Below are 20,971 nucleotides of genomic sequence, written 5' to 3'. Positions count from 1 at the left end.
CTTGCTAGTTTATGGCTTTGATAATGTATTGATATTGCAGACTGTTTTCGTCTACTCTGATTTTGCTGTATCCTGCCTTTCTGAGAATGGATCGAATCTCACTCGAGTCCATTTTTCTGTCTTCCGGAGGGCCTACAGGAATTCCCCCTTTCTTGAAGTCTACCACTACCAGTTCCGCTCCTGATTTCATTCCTACTTTGAGTCTTTCGAAATAGGTTTCCTGCTGAGGAATGAAACTGAAGGTATTCACCACCAATACGGCATCGGCTTCATTGGGAAGCAGATTAGGTACATCGGGTGGGGTAAGGCGGGTTTCAATGTTGTCGGCCCAATTGCCTACTATTTCCTTTTGTTCATCGATATACTCCAGTGCATTGGGGTCAATATCCAAGGCGATTACTTTCTCCGCAAGGCGGGCCAGTTTGAAACTGAAGTAGCCTGAACCTGCACCAATATCGGCTACAGTCTTTTGACTCAGGTCTCCGAGTGATTGAAGGACAGTCTCGGGATTTTGCCAGTCTGTTCTTTCCTCCAGCTCATCATCAGGGAATACCGGTTCTATCCGCTCTGAAGCCCTCTCCTGCGGAGTTGTGGCAGAATCAGGCTTTGTGGTGGTTTCTTTTTGCTCCTTAGGCTGGTTACAGCCCAGAATCAAAAGTCCCGACAGAACAAACAGATGGAATTTCTTCATTAGAGTGCGATGATGCCTTCTATTTTATGGGCTTTTTTATAAATGTCAATGACAAAATCACTTGAGTGAGCCATCACCGTGGCTGTTACGCTGGTATATTTCCCTTTACTCGAGGGTTTGAAATTTACCTCATTGAGAGGAAAAAGGGCTTTAACTTCTTCCTTCTTTTCGTCAAGGACTATGAACTTGAACATATAAAGAGAAGGGAAGTCATGGGCTGCTTCCAGCTTACTCTTAAATTCATCTGTTTCGAATTGCTTACCCGCCATTGAATGTGGTCTTTGATTAAAAGTTAAACAAAAAAAGAGGCTCTTTCAAAAGCCTCTTTATTCCTTACAGGTTTGATATTTTTTAGAAGTACTTGTAACGCTCGTCAGTTACTTCAACTTTCTCTGTAATGGCAAGGCCAATGTTTTGCTGTAGTTTAGTGCTCTCTAACTGTAGGAGCTCATTTTCATAAGCAGTGTAGTCGCCTAATTCAGAAGCCTCTGATCTGGATTTTAGTTCAATCAATACCACACCATTGCCATCGATTACCTGAGGAGCTGTTTTATCTCCAGGGTTTTGCAAGGCATAAGCTGCACCAACCGCTTCAGGAGCCAGTCCGATAGTACCGATGCTCATATCTTCCAGTCTGATGTTTTGCTTGCTGAACAACTGAGCTTCTGCGCCATAGGCTGAAGCAATTGCACTGGCAGTACCAGAAAGGCTGCTTAGTTTAGACTTGATGAACTCGGCTTTCTTTTCATTCTTCAGAATAGTAGTTACTTCAGCTCTTACTTCATCAATTGACTGAACACCTTCTTCTGTTTCATTGGTGTAAACCGCTACTACATATTCACCATCCAGGTCGAAGTCGCTTACATCCCCGATAGAAGCATCACCATATAACCAGGTTACGATTTGTCTGGCTTCTGTCAATCTACCGATTGAGTTAGCGTTTTTGTCAATTTTAGAGCCCTGGAATACAGAGTAGCCATTGTTGGCAGCATAGTCTCTGAACTCCTGAGCATTGCTCACATTAGCAGCGAATTCAGCAGCCTGCAGGTAAACTTCGTTGCTGGTTTCGTATGAAGGAACCATTTCAACAATTACCTGAGCCAGTTTGAAACGTTGCTTAATAGGTGTTTGAGTTACATTGACGATGTAGATTTTATTATTCTTCTCAATCAGTCTTCTGATGACTCCTGTTCTCGAAGCACCGAAGATTTCGTCTTTGATGTCTGCCACCTTAGAGTCGGTGTCTTTGATCCAACCCAGGTCACCACCACTGGTGCTGAACTGTCCATCGCTATATTCTCTGGCCAGTTGCTCAAATGCTTCACCATTGTTGATTCTTCTCAGTACGCTTCTGGCTGTTTCTCTTACTGTTGATTGCTCAGAAGGAGTTTTTCCCTGAAGGAAGAACACGATCTGGCTTGCTCTGGCAAAGGCGTTCTCAGAAGGGACAATGTCAGAGATTTTGTGGATCGTATAAATTCCGTTCTGAAGCTCAGGTCCGATGATGTCACCTTTCTTCAGAGTAGTCAGGTTGTTAGCCACAGAGATGGGTAGTGCACTTGGATCGTAAGTAGTGAATCCAATGCCCTGCTCGGTCATGCTGATAGCATAGATTGAATCATTATTAGTTTCATCTTCGAAAGCCGCCTGAATTTCCGCCATCTGATCGCGGTACATGGCAGAATCCTGAGCAGAAGGTACTACAGGGAATGAAACGTATTCAACGTCTTTAGACTCTTCTACTTTGAAATCTTCTTCGTGTTCGGCAATATAGTTTCTGATATCACTATCGCTTACTTGTCCGATTTGATCATCAGCTACTGAACTGAATGGTACGTATACGTAATCAGTTTCTACGAAACCGAATTGTGATCTGTATTGTCTTTGGGCTTCAGCAAGGGTCACATATTGAGTCTTAAGCAACATGTTTTCGAACTTCTGCACTTGTCTGTTGCTCATTGCCTGCTGCTCAGCATTGGTAAAATATACCTGATATTCTGCCGGATACTGATCAAGAGTTGCCAGAAAGCCTTTGATTTGAGTAGGGTCGGTTGTGCCTATGCTCTGATTGAAGAAATTCTGCATTACAGGAGACAAGTTCTTGCCCTGAACCAGGTCAATTCTTTCATTGGTACTAATCTCAAGACCAAGTTGTCTCAACTTATTAGAGAAAGCAGTTTGGCTGATAAGCCCCTGCCATACTTGTTCTCTTGCAAATTGGGTTGCTTGCTGATTGCCGGTAGGATAGCCATAGCTACGCATGTAATTATCTACCATAGTGGCAAATTCTTCCTGCGTAATATCTTCGCCATCAATTTCTCCAACTATTCTGGCGCCACCGCCAAACAGGTTCTGATTAGTCGCCAGGTCGGTTAAAACAAAAGCTAAAATCGAAAATCCCACTACGACTACCAGGAGTCGTCCCATCTTCTCACGAAGCGTATTGATTATAGACATCGGTTAAAATTTAAATAGGCGCAAACATAAATGAATTATGCCCGAAAGTCAAAGGAAAAATGGCCTAAAACTGCCTTATAATCAGTCTTCTTCGTCTGAATGGTAGATAAACATAACGTTGTCTATTCTGGCGTCTTCCATCGAAACTATTTTGATTTCAAATGGGCCGTGTTTTACAACATCATGGACTTGCGGAATGCTTTCGGTAATGGATAGAATAAAACCACCCAGCGTGTCGTAGTCGCCCTCTGGTATATCCCAGTCGAACTTGTCATTGAGGTAGTCTATTTCGTGACGGGCACTGAGTATATACTTGTTGTCATCAATTCTTTGTTCTACCCAGTCTTCGTCTTCATCATGCTCATCCTGAATTTCTCCAAAGATCTCTTCGATCACATCTTCAAGACTCACAATGCCGGAGGTGCCTCCGAATTCGTCTACCACCAGAGCCAGGCTTTTTCGTTCCTGGATGAATTGAATCATCAGTTCATTGGCCAGCATGGTTTCCGGCACAATGATAATGGGTGTAAGCATACTCTCAATGTCCTTAGGCTTTTTGAAGAGATCGAGTACATGGCAGTAGCCAATAACATCGTCTATGCTGTCTCTATAAACCAGGATTTTAGTATGCCCGCTTTCTATGAATTCGTCTTTAAGGTCTTCGACCGTATCTTCAATATCTACCGCAGAAATCTCTGTACGGGGAATCATACACTCTCTGACCCTCACCGTTTTGAACTCTAATGCATTATTAAAAATCTTGGTATCCAGTTCCACCTTGGATTTCCTGATGTCATCACGGGTATTCTGCTTGATGTAGTTGCTCAGGTCCGTTAGACCAAAAACCTGGCGATCTTCTGAATACTGCTGCTTTAGTGCGTAGATGATAATGAACTTAGACATCTGCTCAATCAACCATACCACGGGGAACATGATAAAGAAGATAATGATCATTGGAATGGCCAACAGATTGAGCAGGTTATTAGGATTGAGCAGGAAAATACTTTTAGGGGTAAATTCAGCCGTAATGAGTACAATCAGAGTCGACAGAACAGTCTGTAATACTACCACAGTACTTTGTGAGTTGAAGCTTTCAGGCAGCTTGGCTGCTATAAGTGGTTCCAGTACACTGGCCATAAAAATACCGTAGATCACCAGGGCAATGGTATTACCAACAAGTGCTGTATTGATAAGCCTGGAAGGTTTTTGGGTAAAGAAGGCCAGGATGCGGCCTGTGAGTTTTCCCTGTTGATTCTGGAGCTCAATCTGGAGCTTGCTGGCACTTACAAAAGCGATCTCAGTACCTGAGAAAAATGCGGAGAGAACAAGGCAGACCAAAATCATGGTCAGTTGATAAGTATCCATTTAGCGCTTCTTTGGCTTTTTCTTTTGGGGCTGTTGTTTTTCTTCTTCCTTTCTTTTCGCCCTTCTATATCTAACTAAAAATAGTAAACCCAGCGATACCATAAAAATGAAGTAGGAGGCTGCTATGCCATAAGTCATGGTTTGGTGTACACCGATTATGAAGCACACCACACTCAAAGAAAAAAATATAGTATCGCCCAGATTCTTCAAAACTCTTCTTTTACGGTAAAGGTAGCATCTCTTGGGTTAGTAAACTCATAAGAGGAGAAATCTTGGGGAGCGGTCATACCTTCGGCCTGAATAATCTCCGCCTCAGTTTCTACGATTACGAATTTTTCAGTGTAAATCTGCTCTTTTTCAGGGTCCCAGAAGAGCTCTTCAGTTCTTAATGTTTGCTTTTGCTGGAGGTTGTTGACAAACACATCGCCATTGGCGCGATATAGGTTGCTGTCATTTTCTTTGTATCCACTTTGGGCAGTTAGTTCCGAGGTTTGCTGACCATTCTTATCATAAAAAACGATCTTGATACCATCAGGGAATTCGATATCGCCATTCTGATGCTGGAGCTGTTTGGCTCCGGTAATGACTACCCTTACTACAGTGGAATCAGTAAATAGGATTCTAACATCTTCCGACTCATATAAAGGCCCTTCATAAACTTCCATTTCTGAAAGTTTCTTCTGGTCTGAATAGCATGCGTTTAGTCCCAGAATGACTGCTAACAGGCCTAATAAGTGGAATTTCAATTTCTTCATGAATAAAAAACGGTCTTCTCTTTACGAAAAGACCGTTCTATTGTTCAAATCTTAATCTTATTGATCAGGTCTTCTTTGAAGCTTCACAGTTTTGTTGATCCAACATCCAACAGTCATGCTATCACCTTCTTTCTTATTTTCGGTGAAGATGTCTGAGATGGTTGGGAACTGAGCTTTGGCCTGAGACATTTTGAGCGTGTTGCCAGCTACTGCATAGTAGTCATAAGCAGCAATATATCTTGCTCTGTCATCAACCTGACTTTGTTTCTGATCACACTGAGTGCTGGCCATTACCATATCACCAATCAGTTCATACATGTCAGCCTTTAAAGTAGGATCTACTTCAGCAGCTTCTAATGCATACTTTCTGGCTTCAGTGTAGTTACCGTTGATTCTTTCAGTAGAAGCAATCTGCTTCAGGGCTTTACCTTTATCAGTATTGTCTTCGGTTAATTCAGCGGCTTTCAGGAAGTACTCTTTTGACTTTTCATACTCCTTCTCTGCTCCATACTTAACGCCTAGCAAGTAACCCACTCCATACTGAGGGCTATTGGCGAAATGCGTTTCAGCGGCTTTTACAAACCAGTCTGCATCAGTACAACCACCATCGAAGGCAAAGACAAATATCTTATTAGCCAGTTCAGCATCATTTGGATTCTGCTCGAATTCGGGAACCAACTTGTTTACAATAAAGTCACAATCGATGATACCCATATCACCAAGTTTTTCATCGATGAATTCCTTGATATCCTCATATCTTTTGGTGCTTTTGCTGGCTGCTCTTGCCTGAGCAATTTCATGGTCAATGTGCTGAGTACATTGCTCATAGATTTCAAGAATCCTCTCTTTTGAAATCTCTACATTGTCTCTTGCAAATGCCAATACTGCAAGCTGCATATAGTACCTACCCAATGGATAGAATGCATCAACTCCTTTTAATTCATAGGCTCTCTCGAATACATCAAGCAGCATTTGTGTTTTTTCGGCATCTCTAAAGTAGTATTTGAATGCATCAATGGCCTTTCTGTCAATTACTGCCTTCTCTTGCCCGTCAAAATTCTCGAACCTCATGTCATAAAGTTTCATTACCATTGAGGCGGCTTCATTTTGAACAGCTTCATCTTTGGAATTACTATAGGTCTCATCCCATACTTTAATCCCATTGATGTACAGTGAGGTGCTTAGCTTTGGATATTTCTCCAATAGTTTGGCCAAATGTGGTTTGGCACCTTCGAAATTACCCTGACGGTAATTATCATCAAAAAGCGTCCAAAGCGTTTGAGCTTCAGATCTTTTTTCCGGATCCTCTGGCCAGCTAAACTGAGCAGTGGCAGAAGAGTATAGTGCCACCATGGCCAGAATGATTAGAGCTTTTAGTCTCATAATATTCAGTAGTTTTAGTTAAATCTTTGCTTTGTGAACCAGGTTATATCTTGTAAAGAAAAACCAAGGTTCAATTTTAAATAATTCTCACGAACCAGACCAACCGTTGAAATATTTCCTCGTTGGCCAAGGGTAAATCCTGCTGTTACATGCGATAAACCCCAGAATGAGTTCAACGGCAATGATAACCCAAAATTTATACCAAAATCATTAACCGTCTCATTATTAACGAGAAACGGGGTTTGTTCATAATGGAGTCCAAATCTGAAGCTCGTTACATTAAATAACTTGGTTGGCTGTTCTATGTTTGGGACAAATTCTGCCCCAATGGCAATTCTTAATGATTCACCGTAATAGTTTTCTGCCAGGTTATCGCTATTGCGGTAAGTTTTCCAGTTCTGTAACTGAACATCTACACCCAATGCGAGAGCTCTGAATTTTTCGTAAGAAACACCGAAACCAATTCTTTCAGGTATGCGGATAGATTTATTAAGGTCTTTGTCATATACCAAAGTGTCGGAATTGATGACCGTGCCATTGATATCTTCGTTTTCAAAAGTAATAAGAGAACTCTGAGATAGGTTGAAAGAAGGATTGTAGTAAGCGCCAAAGTTAATTTGCTCACTTTCGTTTAGCTCAAGGGCATATCTGATTCCACCGCTAAGGGCAAACTCACCAAAGCTTCTTCTTTCATTTACTATGGTGGTGGCGAAAGGAGAGTTAAGACTTTCCAGAGTAAATTTCTCCTCATTATTAATGGAGCCGAAGTAATAAGTTCCTTTTAGACCAATGGAGAGGTTTCCTAAATTGTAAGCGGTAGACATGTTGACCTGGTCTATTCCACCACGTCCCGTTACGTCTACTAAAGTAGTACCCCCTTCAGGCCCTGTCCTATCCTGTGTAAATCCGTAGTTAACCGAAGAATAAGGAGTCAGGGAGATTCCAAAATTCCATTTGCCATAGATAAGTGGTGCACTTAACGAGAACTCCTTAAATCCACCCGTCATCGTTGAGTAAGTCTCGTTGCCGTTGGTAATACTTCTGTAGTCAAGGGCAGTTCCAAGCTGAAATACAGCTTCTCGGTTTGTTCCCAGAATAGCTGGGTTTAGATCGTTGAAGAAGTATCTTGAATTGTAACTGATACCAAAACCTCCCATAGCTGCATTCTGAGCAAAGCCAGACCAATTTGGACTACCAACTCCTAGAACAGAATAGCTAGATTGATCTACTTGTGCATTAATTGTTCCACCCAAGAGCAGAACTAATACAAGAAGTCTCAACTTAAAACCGAATCGCCTAAACACAGAAATTTCCAACATGCACTTTTTTGAGGGTTACAAAGATGTCAGTTTTTCGATTAGATTCAAATGTTTTCGCCAATCTGGAAGGTCTAATTGACAGGATGCCAGCTTTTTTAACAAAATTTGAGAATGGCAAACGTTTGCCTACGAACAACATTTTTGCAACTACTTAGCTTTCAATTCATTTAGAATACTCATGCTTAACAATGTTTCTGGTGAAAACCATTAGTCATTTAGATAAATTGGCAAAAATTAAGACTGTGGATATAAGGAATGAATACCATGTTTTGGGAGTAATGTCAGGCACTTCATTAGATGGTCTGGACTTAGCCATGGTGAAGTTCACAAGAGAGAGGATAGAGTCACCCTGGGCTTTTGAATTAAGTTCGGCCCGCACCATTGGTTATCCGGAGGAAGTGAGGCAAAAACTTGCAAATGCTATTCATTGGTCTGATCAGGACCGGGAAATACTGAGTCGGGACCTGGGTATATATATAGGAGAGCAGATTAACGATTTCCTGGAGGAAGTACGGGTGCCTGATTTTATTGCTTCTCATGGTCATACCATTCTGCATCAACCAGAAAAACAGTTGACATTGCAGATTGGAGATGGTGAGCAAATTTGGAAAGTAACAGGAATCCCGGTTATCAACAATTTCAGAGAGGCAGATGTATTGGCCGGAGGTCAGGGAGCTCCGTTGGTACCCATTGGTGACCGTGATTTGTTCTCGGACTATCACTATGCACTGAACCTGGGGGGTATCGCAAATATCTCATATGATGAGGGAGGAAAGAGAGTGGCTTTCGATATCTGTCCTTTTAATATGGCTTTGAACGATCTGGCCGAAGAACTGAAACTGCCTTATGATGATGGCGGGAAGCTGGCACAGGCTGGTGAGCTTGATCAGACATTGCTGGAGCAGCTGAATCAGATCAACTACCTGAATCAGAAAGCTCCGAAGTCATTGGGATTGGAAGATTATTTGGAGTATTGGCGACCCAAATTGAAAAAAAATAAAAAATCTACTGAAGATAAACTCCGAACCTTTGTGGAGCATGCTGCCGCTCAAATAGCAGAATGCATTAATAGTAAGGGGGATGTAAAAATTCTGGTAACCGGAGGTGGGGCATACAACCAGTTTTTTCTGGAAAGATTGACAAACTTTACCCAGGCTCAGGTGCTAGTGCCTGATAATCGGATAGTTGACTTCAAGGAAGCACTGGTTTTTGCTTACCTTGGCTTATTGAAGTTAGAGGGAAAGCCTAACTGTCTGGCTTCAGTAACCGGTGCTCCGCATGACATTAGTGGAGGAAATTTTCATGGTTTTGGAACCGATTATCAATAATTTCATTTCCTCTTAACATAGGATTTGAAACCTTGCCGTATCTTTCCAAACCATCTGATTGGTTTGAATATTAGTGCAACTCGCTTATTTTAGCAACTCACTCCGACCTTAATGAGAAAACCTATTATACTATTCTTGGTTTGTGCCATACTGGCAACGTTTGCTTCAACGAGCCAACTGAGAGCAGAGGTAGTATCATCGGGTGTTTCAACAACCATTTTACAGGAAAATCATGGAACAGACGCTGAACATGAAGATGCTCAGGGTCACGCAGAAGAAGGACATGAGGATGAGGAACACCATGAAAGTGCACCTCCGGGCTGGTTGGTGATACCTTTTGTACTGTTGTTGGGAATGATTGCCACAGGGCCATTATTCTATGAGCATTTCTGGCATAAGAACTACCCAATCATCGCTGTCGGACTGGCGGTAATTGTGGTGCTATTCTATCTTTTTGTGTTGGATAACACACATGCTCCTGTACATGCTCTGGCAGAGTATATTCAATTCATTGCCTTATTGTCTTCCTTATACATCGCTTCAGGTGGTATAATGATTAAAGTAGATAAAAGAGCTACACCAATGGCCAATGTTGGTCTTTTGGTTATTGGAGCTGTTATTGCCAACCTGATTGGTACTACCGGAGCGTCCATGTTATTGATCAGGCCATTCATCAGACTGAATCAGGGACGCATTAGACCTTACCATATTATCTTCTTCATCTTTATGGTGAGTAATGTAGGTGGGGCCCTCACTCCAATTGGTGATCCGCCACTGTTTCTGGGTTTCCTTAAAGGAGTACCGTTTATGTGGACAGTTGAGCACAATCTTCTTCCCTGGGTTTTTGCATTGATCATTTTGTCCGTAGTCTTCTACCTGTTGGACAGAAGAAATGTGGACCTTGAATTGGATGAGGACGTAGAGTTTTCTGGTAAGACCACCATTGTAGGTAGTAAGAATTTCTTCTGGCTGGCTATAGTTATTATTTCAGTATTTATTGACCCAAACGTGATTGAAGGGGTTCCTGCTATCGTCTATGACGGACAGAAGTTCTCTTTTATCAGGGAGATTATTATGTTCTCTGTTGGTTTCTTGTCATTCCGATTTGCCAATAAAACTGCGTTGAGTGGCAATGAATTTAATTTTGAGCCTATTCGTGAAGTGGCATTTATTTTCATTGGTATTTTCGGCACAATGATGCCGGCCCTGGCGTTGGTTTCAGAATTTGCTCAATCAGAAGCCGGAGTCGCACTGATCGGGCCGAATACTTTGTATTGGGGAACAGGGTTCCTTTCAGGGTTCCTCGATAATGCGCCTACCTATCTGAACTTCCTGGCAGCGGCCTTGGCCTCACAGGGAGGAGACATTAGTATGATTGCCGATGTTCAGGCTTATGCAGCTGGTGGGGTTTATCCCGATTCAGTTATTAATCTGAAAGCGATTGCAGTGGGTGCGGTATTCTTTGGAGCTATGACCTACATTGGAAATGGACCTAACTTTATGGTGAAATCAATTGCGGAGCAGACAGGTATACACATGCCATCTTTCTTCGGTTACATACTTCGCTATTCAGTGCCTATTCTGATTCCTACATTTATTCTGGTCTGGTTGATCTTCTTTGTATTCTGATTAGGAACAAATCTGCCTTGTATTAAGTATATTAGAGACAATGAGCAGTTTCTATTATGATCTTATTCTTAGCGGCCTCACGTATGTCTTGTTGACATACCTGTGTTTTACGCTGATGAAAAGAAGAAAGAGACCGAGCGATGATCATAATGATGGAGGTATTGAAACTGATTTCAACCCAACGCTGGATTTACCTCCAGGTGTAACATGGCCCGATGGTTCCGGAACACCCCAATCCAAACCTGAAAGAGAAGAGGAGCTGGTTTACTGATTACATTTCTTACAAATACCCGAGATGAGGTAATTGCTTTCTACTGCCTGATAGCCTTGCGGAAGCTTCACATCTGGTATATCTACTAACTCCAGACAAGTTGTTTCATCGCATTTCTGACACTTAAAATGGATATGGTTATGTCTGTGAGATTCTTCAGAGCAGTTATCGTGACAGAGGGCATATCTCGTAGCACCGGTATCATCGAGTACCTTATGTATCAGTCCTTTGTCAATAAAAGACTTTAGGGTTCTGTAAATGGTAACCCTGTCGTACTTACCATCAATTTCTGTTTCTATATCACCGTGACTGACAGCAACATTCTTGTCCAGAAAAACAGAAATAACATCACCCCGACTTTGGGTTAGCCTGAGCGAATGATCTTTCAATAACTGTTTTACTTCTGACTTCACACCTAAATATAAAAAGACATTGATATAAGCCCAATTATAAGTAAATGGTTCAAGACTTCCTTCTTTTGAAAAGCCTGCTCATTCTATTCAGGAATTGCTTTTCCCAGTTCAGGAAGAAGGCAAATTGGCCAAAGATGAATCCGTAGATAAGGATAAGGACCTGATACATGGGAAAAATCAATACTATGTAAAGGAGTATTCCCCAAATGCCTGTTACATGCTCGAATCCTACCAGGTCAAAAACAAAAGGTTTAATAAACAGTACAGTGGAACCTGTTAGTGCAAAAACAATGAGAACCATAACCGTTTGAAAAGCAGTCTTCAATCCCCACTTTTCCTGCATTCTTTCCAGAAACTTCATATTCGCTACCTCTTCCGGTTTGGGGGGCAAAGTTAAGAAAGCCATGCGCTTTACAATCAGTCATTTGTGTAAAAGCCTTAAAAAAACTATTCAGGCTCTAGAATGGGTATTTTTAATTCAATAAATTGTGCTTCAATCTGCACTAATCACCATGCAAGACCTAAGTAAGTTTCAACGAATGCTCGTGGCTCTGGATCTGAGCCAAATGGATGTTTATCTTCTTAAATATGCCTCGATGGTGGCAAAGATTTTCGACATCGATACAGTGTACTTTGTCCATGTCGCCACCTCTCTGGAATTACCTGGTGAGATTCAGGAAAAATATGGAGATGTATTTGGCCCTGTAGACGAAGCCCTGGAGCATGAAATCAATCAGGAAGTAGAAGAGCATTTTGAAATGCCTCCTAATTGCGAGGGTAAAGTGGTGGTATCAACTGGTAAAATCACGGAAGAGATACTTAAGCTCTCTAAAGTAAAGGTGGTAGACCTGGTGATTTTAGGAAGAAAAGCCGAACTGACAGGAACAGGACTCAACTCCAAAAAAATAGCAAAGTCCATTAGTTCGTCAGTGATTTTTGTTACGGAAAACCCGCCAGTTAAATGGGAGAAAATTTTGGTGTCGATTGATTACTCCGATCACTCCAAAATGGCTTTCGAAATAGCTGCGGCTATTCAGAAGCGAAGTGGGTCTATGCTCTACAGTAATCACGTTTATAAAGTGCCTACAGGGTACTATAAATCTGGGAAAACCTACGAAGAGTTTGCTGAGATCATGCTCGAAAATACCAAAAAGGAATGCGACAGGTTCTTCAAAAAGCTGGATACTGATGGTGTAGATTATGAGCATACCTATGCTCTTGATGATGACCCGCATCCGGCTGACAAAATCTACAGAACCGGCTCTGAAATAGGTGTAGACCTTATTATGATTGGTTCAAAGGGACGTTCAGGGCCCGCATCTGTACTCATAGGATCGGTAGCAGAAAAATTGGTGGAAGAAGGAAATGATATTCCTATTATGATTGTGAAGATGGGCAAAGAGAATATGAGCTTTCTCGATGCGCTATTCAGACTTTAATAGTTTTAATAGGTGATTACAGCCTGAATACTGTACTCCATATCTTCTTTCAGCTGCATATTTTCCTGACCTTCCACGTCAAATCCAATGATATGCTCGCCATTGGGATCAAAGTATAATTTAAGTGTTTTGAGACTGGTGAAGATCATGTTCTTCTCTCCAATTTGAATATTGATCTGACTCAGCAAGTCATCGGAATAAAGGCATTCGAAGGTTCTTACTGCTGTTTTTGAGCTTTTGGCGGTATATATGGTTTTACTCACACCGCTCAGTGGGCTTAATTGCTCTTCATAAAATGCACCTTTATAACCAGGCTTGTCAATATTGGCATCGAAGAACAGGCTTAATTGAGATTCCCAATCATCTTTAGTTTGCGGTTGGAAATTAGTGTTTTCCCTGATTCCGTTGGAAGTCAATGACTTTTCCAGCCCGGCATTTTGAGATAGTAAGTATTCTATTTCCTGGTTCAGTAGCTTCTCCAGGTTAAAGTAAGAATCAGTGGTAACATTGTCTTCAGGACGAACATTACAACCGACCAGTAAGGCAAGTATGATAATTATACTAAGGTTTCTCATAGAAGTAAATCGCCAGTCATATCTGAAGGGATTTCAACCCCCATCAGCTTAAGAATCGTTGGAGCCAGATCTCCCAGTTTTCCGTCTTTCATGTTCGGTTTTAACTCCTTATCAACCAATATACATGGGACAAGGTTCGTAGTATGGGCGGTATTTGGGGAACCATCAGGGTTAACCATTATGTCTGAGTTACCGTGGTCAGCAATCACAATAGCAGCATAGTCATTGGCTAGTGAAGCTTCGAGCACAGCACCTGCACAAGCATCTACTGTTTCGCAAGCCTTTACCGCAGCATCAAAGTCACCGGTGTGACCTACCATGTCGGCATTGGCAAAATTGAGGCAAATGAAATCTGCAGATTTAGCGTTAAGCTCTGGAATAATAGCTTCTTTGATATCATTGGCACTCATTTCAGGCTGTAGATCGTATGTGGCTACTTTAGGCGATGGACAGAGAATTCTCTTTTCACCTTCAAACTCAGTTTCTCTGCCACCACTAAAGAAGAAAGTCACATGAGGATACTTCTCTGTTTCGGCAATTCTAATCTGCCTTTTACCTGCTCTTTCTAAAACTTCTCCCAGTGTATTGTTGAGGTTGTCTTTATCGAAAATGACCTCTACACCCTTGAATGAATCATCATAGTTGGTCATTGTAACGTACTTCAATGACAGTTTCTTCATACCAAAATCAGGGAAGTCAGATTGTGTTAGGGCCTGGGTGATTTGTCTTCCGCGGTCTGTTCTAAAGTTGAAGCAAATGACCACGTCATCCTCTTCAATAGTAGCTACCGCTTTGCCGCCTTCGGCAGAAACAATAGGTTTAATGAACTCATCAGTAACCCCTGCTGAATAAGATGCTTCAATAGAATTAATTAAATCAGTTGATAATTCTCCGACACCATTCACCATAGCATCGTAAGCGAGTTTTACCCTTTCCCAGCGATTATCACGATCCATAGCATAGTATCTGCCAATGACTGAAGCTACTGTACCGGTGGTCTTTTGGGCATGATCCAGAAGATCTGTCATATAGGCCTTTCCACCCTTAGGGTCAGTATCCCGACCATCTGTGAAAGCATGGATAAAGACATTCTCCAGTTTTTCATTGGCACAAATACTCATCAGGCCTTTCAGGTGATTGATGTGTGAGTGCACCCCTCCATCTGACACCAGCCCGATCAGGTGAATTTTCTTGTTATTGGCCTTGGCGTAGGTAAGAGTAGATTTGAGCGTTTCATTTTCAGCCAGAGTGCCTTCTTCTACCGCTTTATTGATTTTGACCAGGTCCTGATAAACAACTCTACCAGCACCAATATTCATATGTCCTACTTCCGAGTTACCCATTTGGCCTTCTGGAAGACCAACTGCTAACCCTGAAGCTTCTAATTTACTATGGGTATATTTTTTGAAAAGGCCATCCATTACAGGAGTGTTGGCCTGGTCTATGGCGGAAACCGATTTGTCCTGTGCCAAACCCCAACCATCCAGAATCATCAATATTACGCGTTTCTCCATGTGGACAAATATAATTATTCACGGGGGTTTGTAAGAGAAGATTCATTCTATTAATTTGATCGAGCTAACGAACCAATCCGCGTAATAACTGGCATAATATTCGTTATACGCAAGCAAGTTCTAAGTCATGAAAACCTATCTGAGATACACACTGTTATCATTAGCACTGATCCTTTCACTCCCTTTGTCTGCTCAGGAAGAAGCAATCATTGGTAAGGTCGAAGAGGCACTTAAGGCCAGCAGCTCTAAAGAGCTGACGAAATATCTGCATAGTAAAGTGGAGATAAAACTCGATGGAGAGAGAAAGGAGTATAGTGTTAATCAGGCCGAAGTGATGTTGAAACAGTTCTTTCAACAATATCCTTCCAGTGGTTTCGAATTTGTTCATGATGGCAATAACTCCTCAGGTGGCATTATCTATGCCATCGGTACCTACTCCTCTTCTGCCGGAACGCATCGTGTGGTGATCAGAGCCAAAAAATTCAAAGAGGTCTACAAGATTTACAGACTGGAATTTACCAAAGAGCGATAGCCTCGTTTTGCCTACATTTGTGACATGAGACCACCTTATGTTACTGACCAGTTATTAGACGAGTTTATTCAGAGAGCCTTTGCTGAAGATATTGGTAGTGGAGATCATTCTACACTGGCTAGTATTCCTGAGCATGCAGAAAAGTCGGCATATCTGTTAATGAAGGAGTCCGGCATTATAGCGGGGATGGAATTGGCTCCTTTGATATTCCATAGGTTAGATCCTGATATGCAGATTGAAGCGCTGGCAAAGGATGGCGATAGGGTTGAAAAGGGGGATGTGATACTCAGGTTAAAGGGAAAGGTGAGAGCCATTCTTTCCGGGGAAAGATTATTGCTGAATTGCATGCAGCGTATGAGTGGGATTGCTACAAAAACAGCATACCTCAGTTCTTTGATTGCTGGAACCAATGCCAGTTTGCTGGATACCCGAAAAACCACCCCTAATTTGAGAATGCTCGAGAAGTGGGCTGTTTTAATAGGTGGGGGAGTTAACCATCGATATGGGTTATATGACATGATTATGTTAAAGGATAACCATGTTGATTTTGCCGGAGGTATTGCCCAGGCTGTTCACGCCACACAGGCTTATTTAAAGGAGAATAAGCTGGACCTGAAGATCGAAGTGGAAACAAGAAATCTGGATGAAGTGCAACAGGCGCTGGATGCCGGGGGAGTAGACAGGATCATGCTGGACAATATGAGTAATGCTGAAATGACCCAGGCAGTGGAGCTGATCGCTGGTCGCTCAGAGACTGAGGCCTCCGGTGGTATCACTGAAGAGACCATTCGTTCAGTTGCAGAAACAGGAGTAGACTATATTTCCGTTGGAGCCCTTACCCATTCTGTCAAAAGTTTGGACATTAGTTTAAAAGCAGATTAGCAATTGCCTAAATCAAAACGCAATTTTTTGGTTCTATTGGTTGAAGCCTTGGTTTTGATCATTATGTTTGTGTTCCTTTTTCGACACTGTGTTTAAAGGAGCATAGAAATGATAGTAAAGACTAAGAAATACGCTCTAGATAAGAAGGCCTATATGCGTGCCGGCCTTAAAAATGTTTTCATAGATCAATGGTGGGTTATCCTGATCGCTCTGGCCATATCGGCTATGACTTTTGTCATTCCATCGAACTGGTGGTGGATTGGTGCCCTGATCGCATTTACCTTATATATACTCTTCTGGGTGATTCAGTTTGCCGGAGTAACTCAATTGGAGCAAAGTAAGATGCTTTTCGAAAAGTTGTCTTACGAAATAGATAGCCGTCAAATTCTGATTAAGCTTAATTCTAAGCAGGGCATGCCCATGAAGTGGGAGCAGATTAAAAGAGCCTGGGCCGATAAGAAGCAATTTGTTCTGGTGGTGAACAAGGCTCAAATGATGCTTTTCCCCTATACCGTTTTTAAGTCGCAAAATGAGGTGAAGTTCATCGAGACCATTCTGAAAAGAAAAGGACTGATTAAGGAATAGAATTATTTCAAAGAAACTCAGGAGCACAGCCATTTGGTTGTGCTTTTTTGTTTTAAGGAATCAAGGTTTTTGCATCAGAGATATACTGATTTGCTTTGTAAACCAAGGTTAGCAAAAAGGGGCAACATAGGCTGATTATTGCTGTTTTATAAGCAGAAACAATTAGCCTAATTATGAATACTTTATTGAGAAAGCTACTCTCCCTTCTTTTGTTGTTTTTCTTCTTTGGATGCTCAGAAGATCCCAGAGATACAACCTCCGGTCATTTGAATGTTTCTGTAACGGATGCTCCTTTCAGGACAGATCTGGTGCAAAGCGCTACTGTGACTATCTATAAGGTTGAAGCCAGGAATAAAGGCAAAGAGGAAGGAAGTCCATTCATGACCCTTTTTGAAGGTGAGACAGAAATTAATTTGCTGGAGCTAACTAATGGAGTCACTTCCAGTCTTGTTGATGTGGAAGTACCTGTTGGTAATTATGATTTGGTAAGAATTTATATCAGCGAGGCATCTATAAAGCTGAAGAATGGAGAAACTTACGATGTGACAGTTCCAAGTGGCGATGCAAGCGGGCTTAAAATATTCATTAGTCCTGCCATTGAGGTAGCAGGAGGCCTCACAGCTGATTTACTGCTCGATTTCGATGTTAGTAGGTCGTTTGTACTGAAAGGACCTGCCGATAATCCTAATGGATTCAATTTTAGGCCAACAATTAAGGCGGCTAATTTATCGTCTGTTGGAAGTCTGAAGGGTACTGTTTCCGGCAATCAGGGAGCCCCTCTTAACGGGGCCGAAGTGGCTGTTTATGCAGCAGACACTTTGAATACCACCACATTCACTAATTCTGCCGGAGAGTATGCTGTCTTAGGACTTATACCCGGTGATTATGAGATTACCTATAGTTTTGGTGAGCTGACTCCGATTACAAAAGAAGGAGTTGAAATAGTGGTCGCTAATCAGACTACAGTAGATGTTCAATTCGAATAATATCCGTATTCCTATACAACCCTTGTAAATAAAGCCCCTCTTGAAGGGGTTTTATTTTTGGCCTTCAGTTATTTTTGATCTCGACTGTGATTTTGTGAATTCCCGCTACTATATCGAAGGCCTGATTGCGGTGGTTATATTTGGCATAACCCCGGTTTTTATCAAAGAGGTAACAGCCAATGCCTATACTATTGGCGTGGTGCGTCTGGCCATAGGCATTGTATTTCTATATCTGGTTGCCGGGCCCAGGAATATAGGAAAGCTAAGTGCCAGAGAGTGGAGAGCATTGCTTTGGATTGGCTTATTATTCGGAGCCCATTGGGTCACCTATTTTATAAGTGTTAAGCTGTCTACACCGTCTATGGCCATACTTAGTGTGTCATCATTTGGGCTCCATATGATCTATCTGAACTGGATTATCAAAGGAGTTAGGCCTAAGCTTACAGATTTAGTAGCAGTAGCCGTGGCAGTTGTTGGTATATTCCTGATCGTGCCTGATTTTGACCTGAACAACAATGTGACTTCAGGTATTTTAGTGGGGCTGGTGAGTGCCATGTTCTTTGCCTTTTTACCTTTTGTACAGCAAAGACATCAGAAGATAGATTCTATGACACGTGCCTTTGGTCAGTATACATTCGCCATGCTGGTTTTTCTTGCCTTTTCTACTGAGACTAACTGGGATCTCACCCAACTGGACTGGATTTATCTGGCCATACTGGGAGTAATTTGTACAGTGGTGGCTCATACACTCTGGCTGAGGGCTACAACCATGCTCCCTCCAACCAATACCAGCCTTATCTTTTACCTTGGTTCGCCCATTGCGATGTTCACCAGTTATTTATTTCTGGATGAAGAGATGAACACGGAGAAAGTTCTCGGGGCCGGATTGATCATTTCTGCCAATGTGTTTGGCGTGATATTGAGGAGGAGAAGAAGGCAAAAAGCCTAAAAAACACCCACTTGATCACAAGCGGGTGTCCATTTTATCTTCAAAAGACTTTTTTACAGTCCAAACATATGCTCGTTTAGCTTTTTCAAAGCCAGTTCCTTATTGGCACTATCGGTAAGGAGAGAGATGTTGTGTCTGCTTCCCCCATAGGAGATCATTCGGATAGGTGTTTCCTCCAGAGCATCGAATATTTTGGTTACTATACCTTTTTGTTCTGCCACAAAGTTGCCCACTATACAGATAATGGTTTGTGCTTTGTCTATTTCTACCTGTCCAAACTGGCTGAGCTCCTTGATGATCTTATCAAGATGCTCATCTTCATCGATAGTTACCGATACAGCTACCTCTGAAGTGGTAATCATGTCTATTGGTGTACGGTACTTCTCAAAGATTTCGAAAATCTTCCTCAGGAAACCATAGGCCAACAGCATTCTGGTCGACTTAACTTTAATGGCCGTAATGCCATCCTTAGCAGCAATGGCCTTAACATCGGCCGAAATGGTGCTTTTGCTAATTACCGTTCCCTTGGCTTCCGGCTGCATAGTGTTGAGAAGCTTCACTGGAATGCCGAATTTCTGAGCAGGCCATATAGAGGCTGGGTGGAGAATTTTCGCTCCAAAGTAAGCCAGCTCTGCAGCTTCATCGAAAGATAATTCTGCAATAGGGTAAGTCTTGTCAACTACTCTCGGATCATTGTTGTGCATCCCATCGATATCGGTCCAGATTTGAACATCTGAAGCCTTAATCGCGGCTCCGATAAGAGAGGCCGTATAATCACTTCCCCCTCTTTGCAGATTGTCAATTTCCCCTTTATGGTTTTTGCAGATATAACCCTGAGTAATGAACAAGCCCTGATTTCGGTTCTTTTCCAGAATAGCAGTTAGCTTTTCACTGATGAAGTCAAGATCTGGTTCATGGTCTTCATTGGTCTTCATGAATTCCAGAGCGGGTAATAACTTTACCGGAATCTCTCTTTCCTGAAGTAATAAGGTAAACAGCTTGGTAGACATTAATTCACCCTGAGCAAGTATGTCTCTGTTGAGTGCCTCATTGAAGGAGATTTTGAGAGTGATTTTCAGGAACTCAAAATGCTCATCTATGATTTCTTTTGCTTCTCCCTTTTTAGTCTCGGTCGAAAGAAGCTCTTCAATGAAGTTGTCGTAGTGAGCACGTAACTCATTGATTTTGTTAAGTGCCTCTTCCTTTTTATCCGCTGCCAGCGATTCGCCAATGCTTACCAGACTGTTGGTAGTACCTGATAGGGCGGATAGAACAACAATTTTAGACTGATCATCTCTGGTGATCAGATCGGCTACGGAGTGCATACGCTCTGGTCTGCCTACTGAAGTACCTCCGAATTTGTATACCTGCATTGCTGAAATTTAGAATCCTAACATTTTTATGGCTGTAATGGCTGCCTCATCACCTTTGTTACCATGCTTGCCTCCGGCTCTGTCTAATGCCTGCTTTTGGTTATTAGGAGTCAATACACCGAAAATTACGGGTTTGTTGTATTTCAGGCCTACATTGGTAATACCGTGAGCTACGGCATCACAGATAAAGTCGAAATGCTTGGTTTCTCCCTGAATGACACAACCGATACAAATAACCGCATCTATGTCTTCCTGCTCTGCCATCCATTGAGCACCGAGGGTAAGTTCGAAGCTGCCAGGTACATTCTTGCGGATGATGTTTTCTTTCTGAGCTCCATGTTGTACAAGTGTACTATAGGCACCGTGATAAAGTGCTTCGGTAACTTCTTCGTTCCATTCTGATACAATCACCGCGAATTTTCTGTCGCTGATTGATTTTACATTTTTACTGCTGTAGTCGCTGAGGTTTTTTTCGCTGCTAGCCATAGTCTGTAAATAAAAAAAGGTAAGACATTCGCCTTACCT

Annotated in this window: 22 protein-coding genes; 9 read left to right on the top strand and 13 right to left on the bottom strand. The window is 42.0% G+C overall.

The genetic code is table 11. From position 1 onward, the window contains the following. Nucleotides 1-4: 4 nt before the first annotated feature. The 7 genes from ACOOEY_RS09025 to ACOOEY_RS08995 all read right to left on the bottom strand — a co-directional run bounded on the left by ACOOEY_RS09025 (nucleotide 5) and on the right by ACOOEY_RS08995 (nucleotide 7,970). The gene (locus tag ACOOEY_RS09025; protein WP_420388345.1) at nucleotides 5-691 is read right to left on the bottom strand and encodes a class I SAM-dependent methyltransferase; all 687 of its coding nucleotides are present in this window, start codon (nucleotides 689-691) and stop codon (nucleotides 5-7) included. Then, nucleotides 691-960, bottom strand: a complete 270-nt coding sequence (locus ACOOEY_RS09020) for a DUF493 domain-containing protein (RefSeq protein WP_420388344.1) — start codon at nucleotides 958-960, stop codon at nucleotides 691-693. Before ACOOEY_RS09020 ends, ACOOEY_RS09025 begins: the two co-directional genes overlap by 1 nt. An 82-nt stretch (nucleotides 961-1,042) precedes the next feature. Then, complete coding sequence (locus ACOOEY_RS09015; protein WP_420388343.1) at nucleotides 1,043-3,148, bottom strand: peptidylprolyl isomerase; 2,106 nt, start codon at nucleotides 3,146-3,148, stop codon at nucleotides 1,043-1,045. Nucleotides 3,149-3,229: 81 nt separating this feature from the next. After that, on the bottom strand, nucleotides 3,230-4,513 hold the full coding sequence (locus tag ACOOEY_RS09010; RefSeq protein WP_420388342.1) for a hemolysin family protein: 1,284 nt from the start codon (nucleotides 4,511-4,513) through the stop codon (nucleotides 3,230-3,232). Between the two features lie 206 nt (nucleotides 4,514-4,719). Next, a complete protein-coding gene (gene lptC, locus ACOOEY_RS09005) occupies nucleotides 4,720-5,268 on the bottom strand; it encodes an LPS export ABC transporter periplasmic protein LptC (protein ID WP_420388341.1) in 549 nt (182 codons plus the stop codon). A gap of 57 nt (nucleotides 5,269-5,325) precedes the next feature. Further along, nucleotides 5,326-6,651 carry a tetratricopeptide repeat protein gene (locus ACOOEY_RS09000; protein ID WP_420388340.1) on the bottom strand — a complete coding sequence of 442 codons (1,326 nt, stop codon included), beginning with the start codon at nucleotides 6,649-6,651 and terminating at the stop codon, nucleotides 5,326-5,328. Nucleotides 6,652-6,665: 14 nt separating this feature from the next. Beyond that, the gene (locus tag ACOOEY_RS08995; RefSeq protein WP_420388339.1) at nucleotides 6,666-7,970 is read right to left on the bottom strand and encodes a hypothetical protein; all 1,305 of its coding nucleotides are present in this window, start codon (nucleotides 7,968-7,970) and stop codon (nucleotides 6,666-6,668) included. 242 nt (nucleotides 7,971-8,212) lie between these two features. Between ACOOEY_RS08995 and ACOOEY_RS08990 the strand changes: the two genes are divergently transcribed. From ACOOEY_RS08990 to ACOOEY_RS08980, 3 genes are all read left to right on the top strand, one after another. Then, nucleotides 8,213-9,298 (top strand): anhydro-N-acetylmuramic acid kinase, encoded by a 1,086-nt coding sequence (locus tag ACOOEY_RS08990; RefSeq protein ID WP_420388338.1) that lies wholly within the window; start codon nucleotides 8,213-8,215, stop codon nucleotides 9,296-9,298. A gap of 111 nt (nucleotides 9,299-9,409) precedes the next feature. Further along, on the top strand, nucleotides 9,410-10,927 hold the full coding sequence (locus ACOOEY_RS08985; protein ID WP_420388337.1) for a sodium:proton antiporter: 1,518 nt from the start codon (nucleotides 9,410-9,412) through the stop codon (nucleotides 10,925-10,927). A 40-nt stretch (nucleotides 10,928-10,967) separates the two neighbouring features. Further along, complete coding sequence (locus ACOOEY_RS08980; RefSeq protein WP_420388336.1) at nucleotides 10,968-11,198, top strand: hypothetical protein; 231 nt, start codon at nucleotides 10,968-10,970, stop codon at nucleotides 11,196-11,198. On the opposite strand, the gene ACOOEY_RS08975 is transcribed toward ACOOEY_RS08980, so the two are convergent. Together ACOOEY_RS08975 and ACOOEY_RS08970 are read right to left on the bottom strand one after the other, a co-directional pair. Continuing rightward, on the bottom strand, nucleotides 11,192-11,611 hold the full coding sequence (locus tag ACOOEY_RS08975) for a Fur family transcriptional regulator (protein WP_420388335.1): 420 nt from the start codon (nucleotides 11,609-11,611) through the stop codon (nucleotides 11,192-11,194). The two genes, ACOOEY_RS08980 and ACOOEY_RS08975, sit on opposite strands and share 7 nt — an antisense overlap. A 49-nt stretch (nucleotides 11,612-11,660) precedes the next feature. Continuing rightward, entirely contained in the window at nucleotides 11,661-12,017 is a 357-nt protein-coding gene (locus ACOOEY_RS08970; RefSeq protein ID WP_420388334.1) for a DUF6787 family protein, read from the bottom strand. Between the two features lie 106 nt (nucleotides 12,018-12,123). Here ACOOEY_RS08970 and ACOOEY_RS08965 point away from each other — a divergent pair, with 106 nt between their 5' ends. Beyond that, a complete protein-coding gene (locus ACOOEY_RS08965; RefSeq protein ID WP_420388333.1) occupies nucleotides 12,124-13,050 on the top strand; it encodes a universal stress protein in 927 nt (308 codons plus the stop codon). 5 nt (nucleotides 13,051-13,055) lie between these two features. On the opposite strand, the gene ACOOEY_RS08960 is transcribed toward ACOOEY_RS08965, so the two are convergent. Beyond that, entirely contained in the window at nucleotides 13,056-13,625 is a 570-nt protein-coding gene (locus ACOOEY_RS08960; protein ID WP_420388332.1) for a hypothetical protein, read from the bottom strand. Beyond that, nucleotides 13,622-15,139 carry a 2,3-bisphosphoglycerate-independent phosphoglycerate mutase gene (gpmI, locus tag ACOOEY_RS08955; protein ID WP_420388331.1) on the bottom strand — a complete coding sequence of 506 codons (1,518 nt, stop codon included), beginning with the start codon at nucleotides 15,137-15,139 and terminating at the stop codon, nucleotides 13,622-13,624. The genes ACOOEY_RS08960 and gpmI overlap by 4 nt, the downstream gene beginning before the upstream one ends. Before the next feature lie 127 nt (nucleotides 15,140-15,266). Here gpmI and ACOOEY_RS08950 point away from each other — a divergent pair, with 127 nt between their 5' ends. From ACOOEY_RS08950 to ACOOEY_RS08930, 5 genes are all read left to right on the top strand, one after another. Continuing rightward, nucleotides 15,267-15,671 (top strand): DUF4783 domain-containing protein, encoded by a 405-nt coding sequence (locus ACOOEY_RS08950; RefSeq protein WP_420388330.1) that lies wholly within the window; start codon nucleotides 15,267-15,269, stop codon nucleotides 15,669-15,671. Between the two features lie 24 nt (nucleotides 15,672-15,695). Further along, a complete protein-coding gene (gene nadC / locus ACOOEY_RS08945) occupies nucleotides 15,696-16,553 on the top strand; it encodes a carboxylating nicotinate-nucleotide diphosphorylase (RefSeq protein ID WP_420388329.1) in 858 nt (285 codons plus the stop codon). Nucleotides 16,554-16,661: 108 nt separating this feature from the next. Next, the gene (locus ACOOEY_RS08940; RefSeq protein ID WP_420388328.1) at nucleotides 16,662-17,138 is read left to right on the top strand and encodes a YcxB family protein; all 477 of its coding nucleotides are present in this window, start codon (nucleotides 16,662-16,664) and stop codon (nucleotides 17,136-17,138) included. Between the two features lie 173 nt (nucleotides 17,139-17,311). Continuing rightward, entirely contained in the window at nucleotides 17,312-18,124 is an 813-nt protein-coding gene (locus ACOOEY_RS08935; RefSeq protein WP_420388327.1) for a DUF4382 domain-containing protein, read from the top strand. 94 nt (nucleotides 18,125-18,218) lie between these two features. After that, entirely contained in the window at nucleotides 18,219-19,073 is an 855-nt protein-coding gene (locus tag ACOOEY_RS08930) for a DMT family transporter (protein WP_420388326.1), read from the top strand. A gap of 53 nt (nucleotides 19,074-19,126) precedes the next feature. On the opposite strand, the gene ACOOEY_RS08925 is transcribed toward ACOOEY_RS08930, so the two are convergent. Together ACOOEY_RS08925 and ribH are read right to left on the bottom strand one after the other, a co-directional pair. Further along, nucleotides 19,127-20,446 (bottom strand): aspartate kinase, encoded by a 1,320-nt coding sequence (locus ACOOEY_RS08925; RefSeq protein WP_420388325.1) that lies wholly within the window; start codon nucleotides 20,444-20,446, stop codon nucleotides 19,127-19,129. A 9-nt stretch (nucleotides 20,447-20,455) separates the two neighbouring features. After that, complete coding sequence (gene ribH / locus ACOOEY_RS08920) at nucleotides 20,456-20,932, bottom strand: 6,7-dimethyl-8-ribityllumazine synthase (protein WP_420388324.1); 477 nt, start codon at nucleotides 20,930-20,932, stop codon at nucleotides 20,456-20,458. Between the last annotated feature and the right edge of the window lie 39 nt (nucleotides 20,933-20,971).

Origin of the sequence: Roseivirga sp. (assembly GCF_965216855.1) — a bacterium.
Classification (GTDB): Bacteria; Bacteroidota; Bacteroidia; order Cytophagales; family Cyclobacteriaceae; genus Roseivirga.
Note: the sequence above shows the minus strand (reverse complement) of the source record. Positions and strands in the feature narration are given on the sequence as shown.

What these genes read in the sequence shown, in the direction of transcription:
- ACOOEY_RS09025 (WP_420388345.1), bottom strand. Translation starts at nt 691, where the DNA reads ATGAAGAAATTCCATCTGTTTGTTCTGTCGGGACTTTTGATTCTGGGC.
- ACOOEY_RS09020 (WP_420388344.1), bottom strand. Translation starts at nt 960, where the DNA reads ATGGCGGGTAAGCAATTCGAAACAGATGAATTTAAGAGTAAGCTGGAA.
- ACOOEY_RS09015 (WP_420388343.1), bottom strand. Translation starts at nt 3,148, where the DNA reads ATGTCTATAATCAATACGCTTCGTGAGAAGATGGGACGACTCCTGGTA.
- ACOOEY_RS09010 (WP_420388342.1), bottom strand. Translation starts at nt 4,513, where the DNA reads ATGGATACTTATCAACTGACCATGATTTTGGTCTGCCTTGTTCTCTCC.
- lptC (WP_420388341.1), bottom strand. Translation starts at nt 5,268, where the DNA reads ATGAAGAAATTGAAATTCCACTTATTAGGCCTGTTAGCAGTCATTCTG.
- ACOOEY_RS09000 (WP_420388340.1), bottom strand. Translation starts at nt 6,651, where the DNA reads ATGAGACTAAAAGCTCTAATCATTCTGGCCATGGTGGCACTATACTCT.
- ACOOEY_RS08995 (WP_420388339.1), bottom strand. Translation starts at nt 7,970, where the DNA reads ATGTTGGAAATTTCTGTGTTTAGGCGATTCGGTTTTAAGTTGAGACTT.
- ACOOEY_RS08985 (WP_420388337.1), top strand. Translation starts at nt 9,410, where the DNA reads ATGAGAAAACCTATTATACTATTCTTGGTTTGTGCCATACTGGCAACG.
- ACOOEY_RS08980 (WP_420388336.1), top strand. Translation starts at nt 10,968, where the DNA reads ATGAGCAGTTTCTATTATGATCTTATTCTTAGCGGCCTCACGTATGTC.
- ACOOEY_RS08970 (WP_420388334.1), bottom strand. Translation starts at nt 12,017, where the DNA reads ATGGCTTTCTTAACTTTGCCCCCCAAACCGGAAGAGGTAGCGAATATG.
- ACOOEY_RS08965 (WP_420388333.1), top strand. Translation starts at nt 12,124, where the DNA reads ATGCAAGACCTAAGTAAGTTTCAACGAATGCTCGTGGCTCTGGATCTG.
- ACOOEY_RS08960 (WP_420388332.1), bottom strand. Translation starts at nt 13,625, where the DNA reads ATGAGAAACCTTAGTATAATTATCATACTTGCCTTACTGGTCGGTTGT.
- gpmI (WP_420388331.1), bottom strand. Translation starts at nt 15,139, where the DNA reads ATGGAGAAACGCGTAATATTGATGATTCTGGATGGTTGGGGTTTGGCA.
- ACOOEY_RS08950 (WP_420388330.1), top strand. Translation starts at nt 15,267, where the DNA reads ATGAAAACCTATCTGAGATACACACTGTTATCATTAGCACTGATCCTT.
- nadC (WP_420388329.1), top strand. Translation starts at nt 15,696, where the DNA reads ATGAGACCACCTTATGTTACTGACCAGTTATTAGACGAGTTTATTCAG.
- ACOOEY_RS08940 (WP_420388328.1), top strand. Translation starts at nt 16,662, where the DNA reads ATGATAGTAAAGACTAAGAAATACGCTCTAGATAAGAAGGCCTATATG.
- ACOOEY_RS08935 (WP_420388327.1), top strand. Translation starts at nt 17,312, where the DNA reads ATGAATACTTTATTGAGAAAGCTACTCTCCCTTCTTTTGTTGTTTTTC.
- ACOOEY_RS08925 (WP_420388325.1), bottom strand. Translation starts at nt 20,446, where the DNA reads ATGCAGGTATACAAATTCGGAGGTACTTCAGTAGGCAGACCAGAGCGT.
- ribH (WP_420388324.1), bottom strand. Translation starts at nt 20,932, where the DNA reads ATGGCTAGCAGCGAAAAAAACCTCAGCGACTACAGCAGTAAAAATGTA.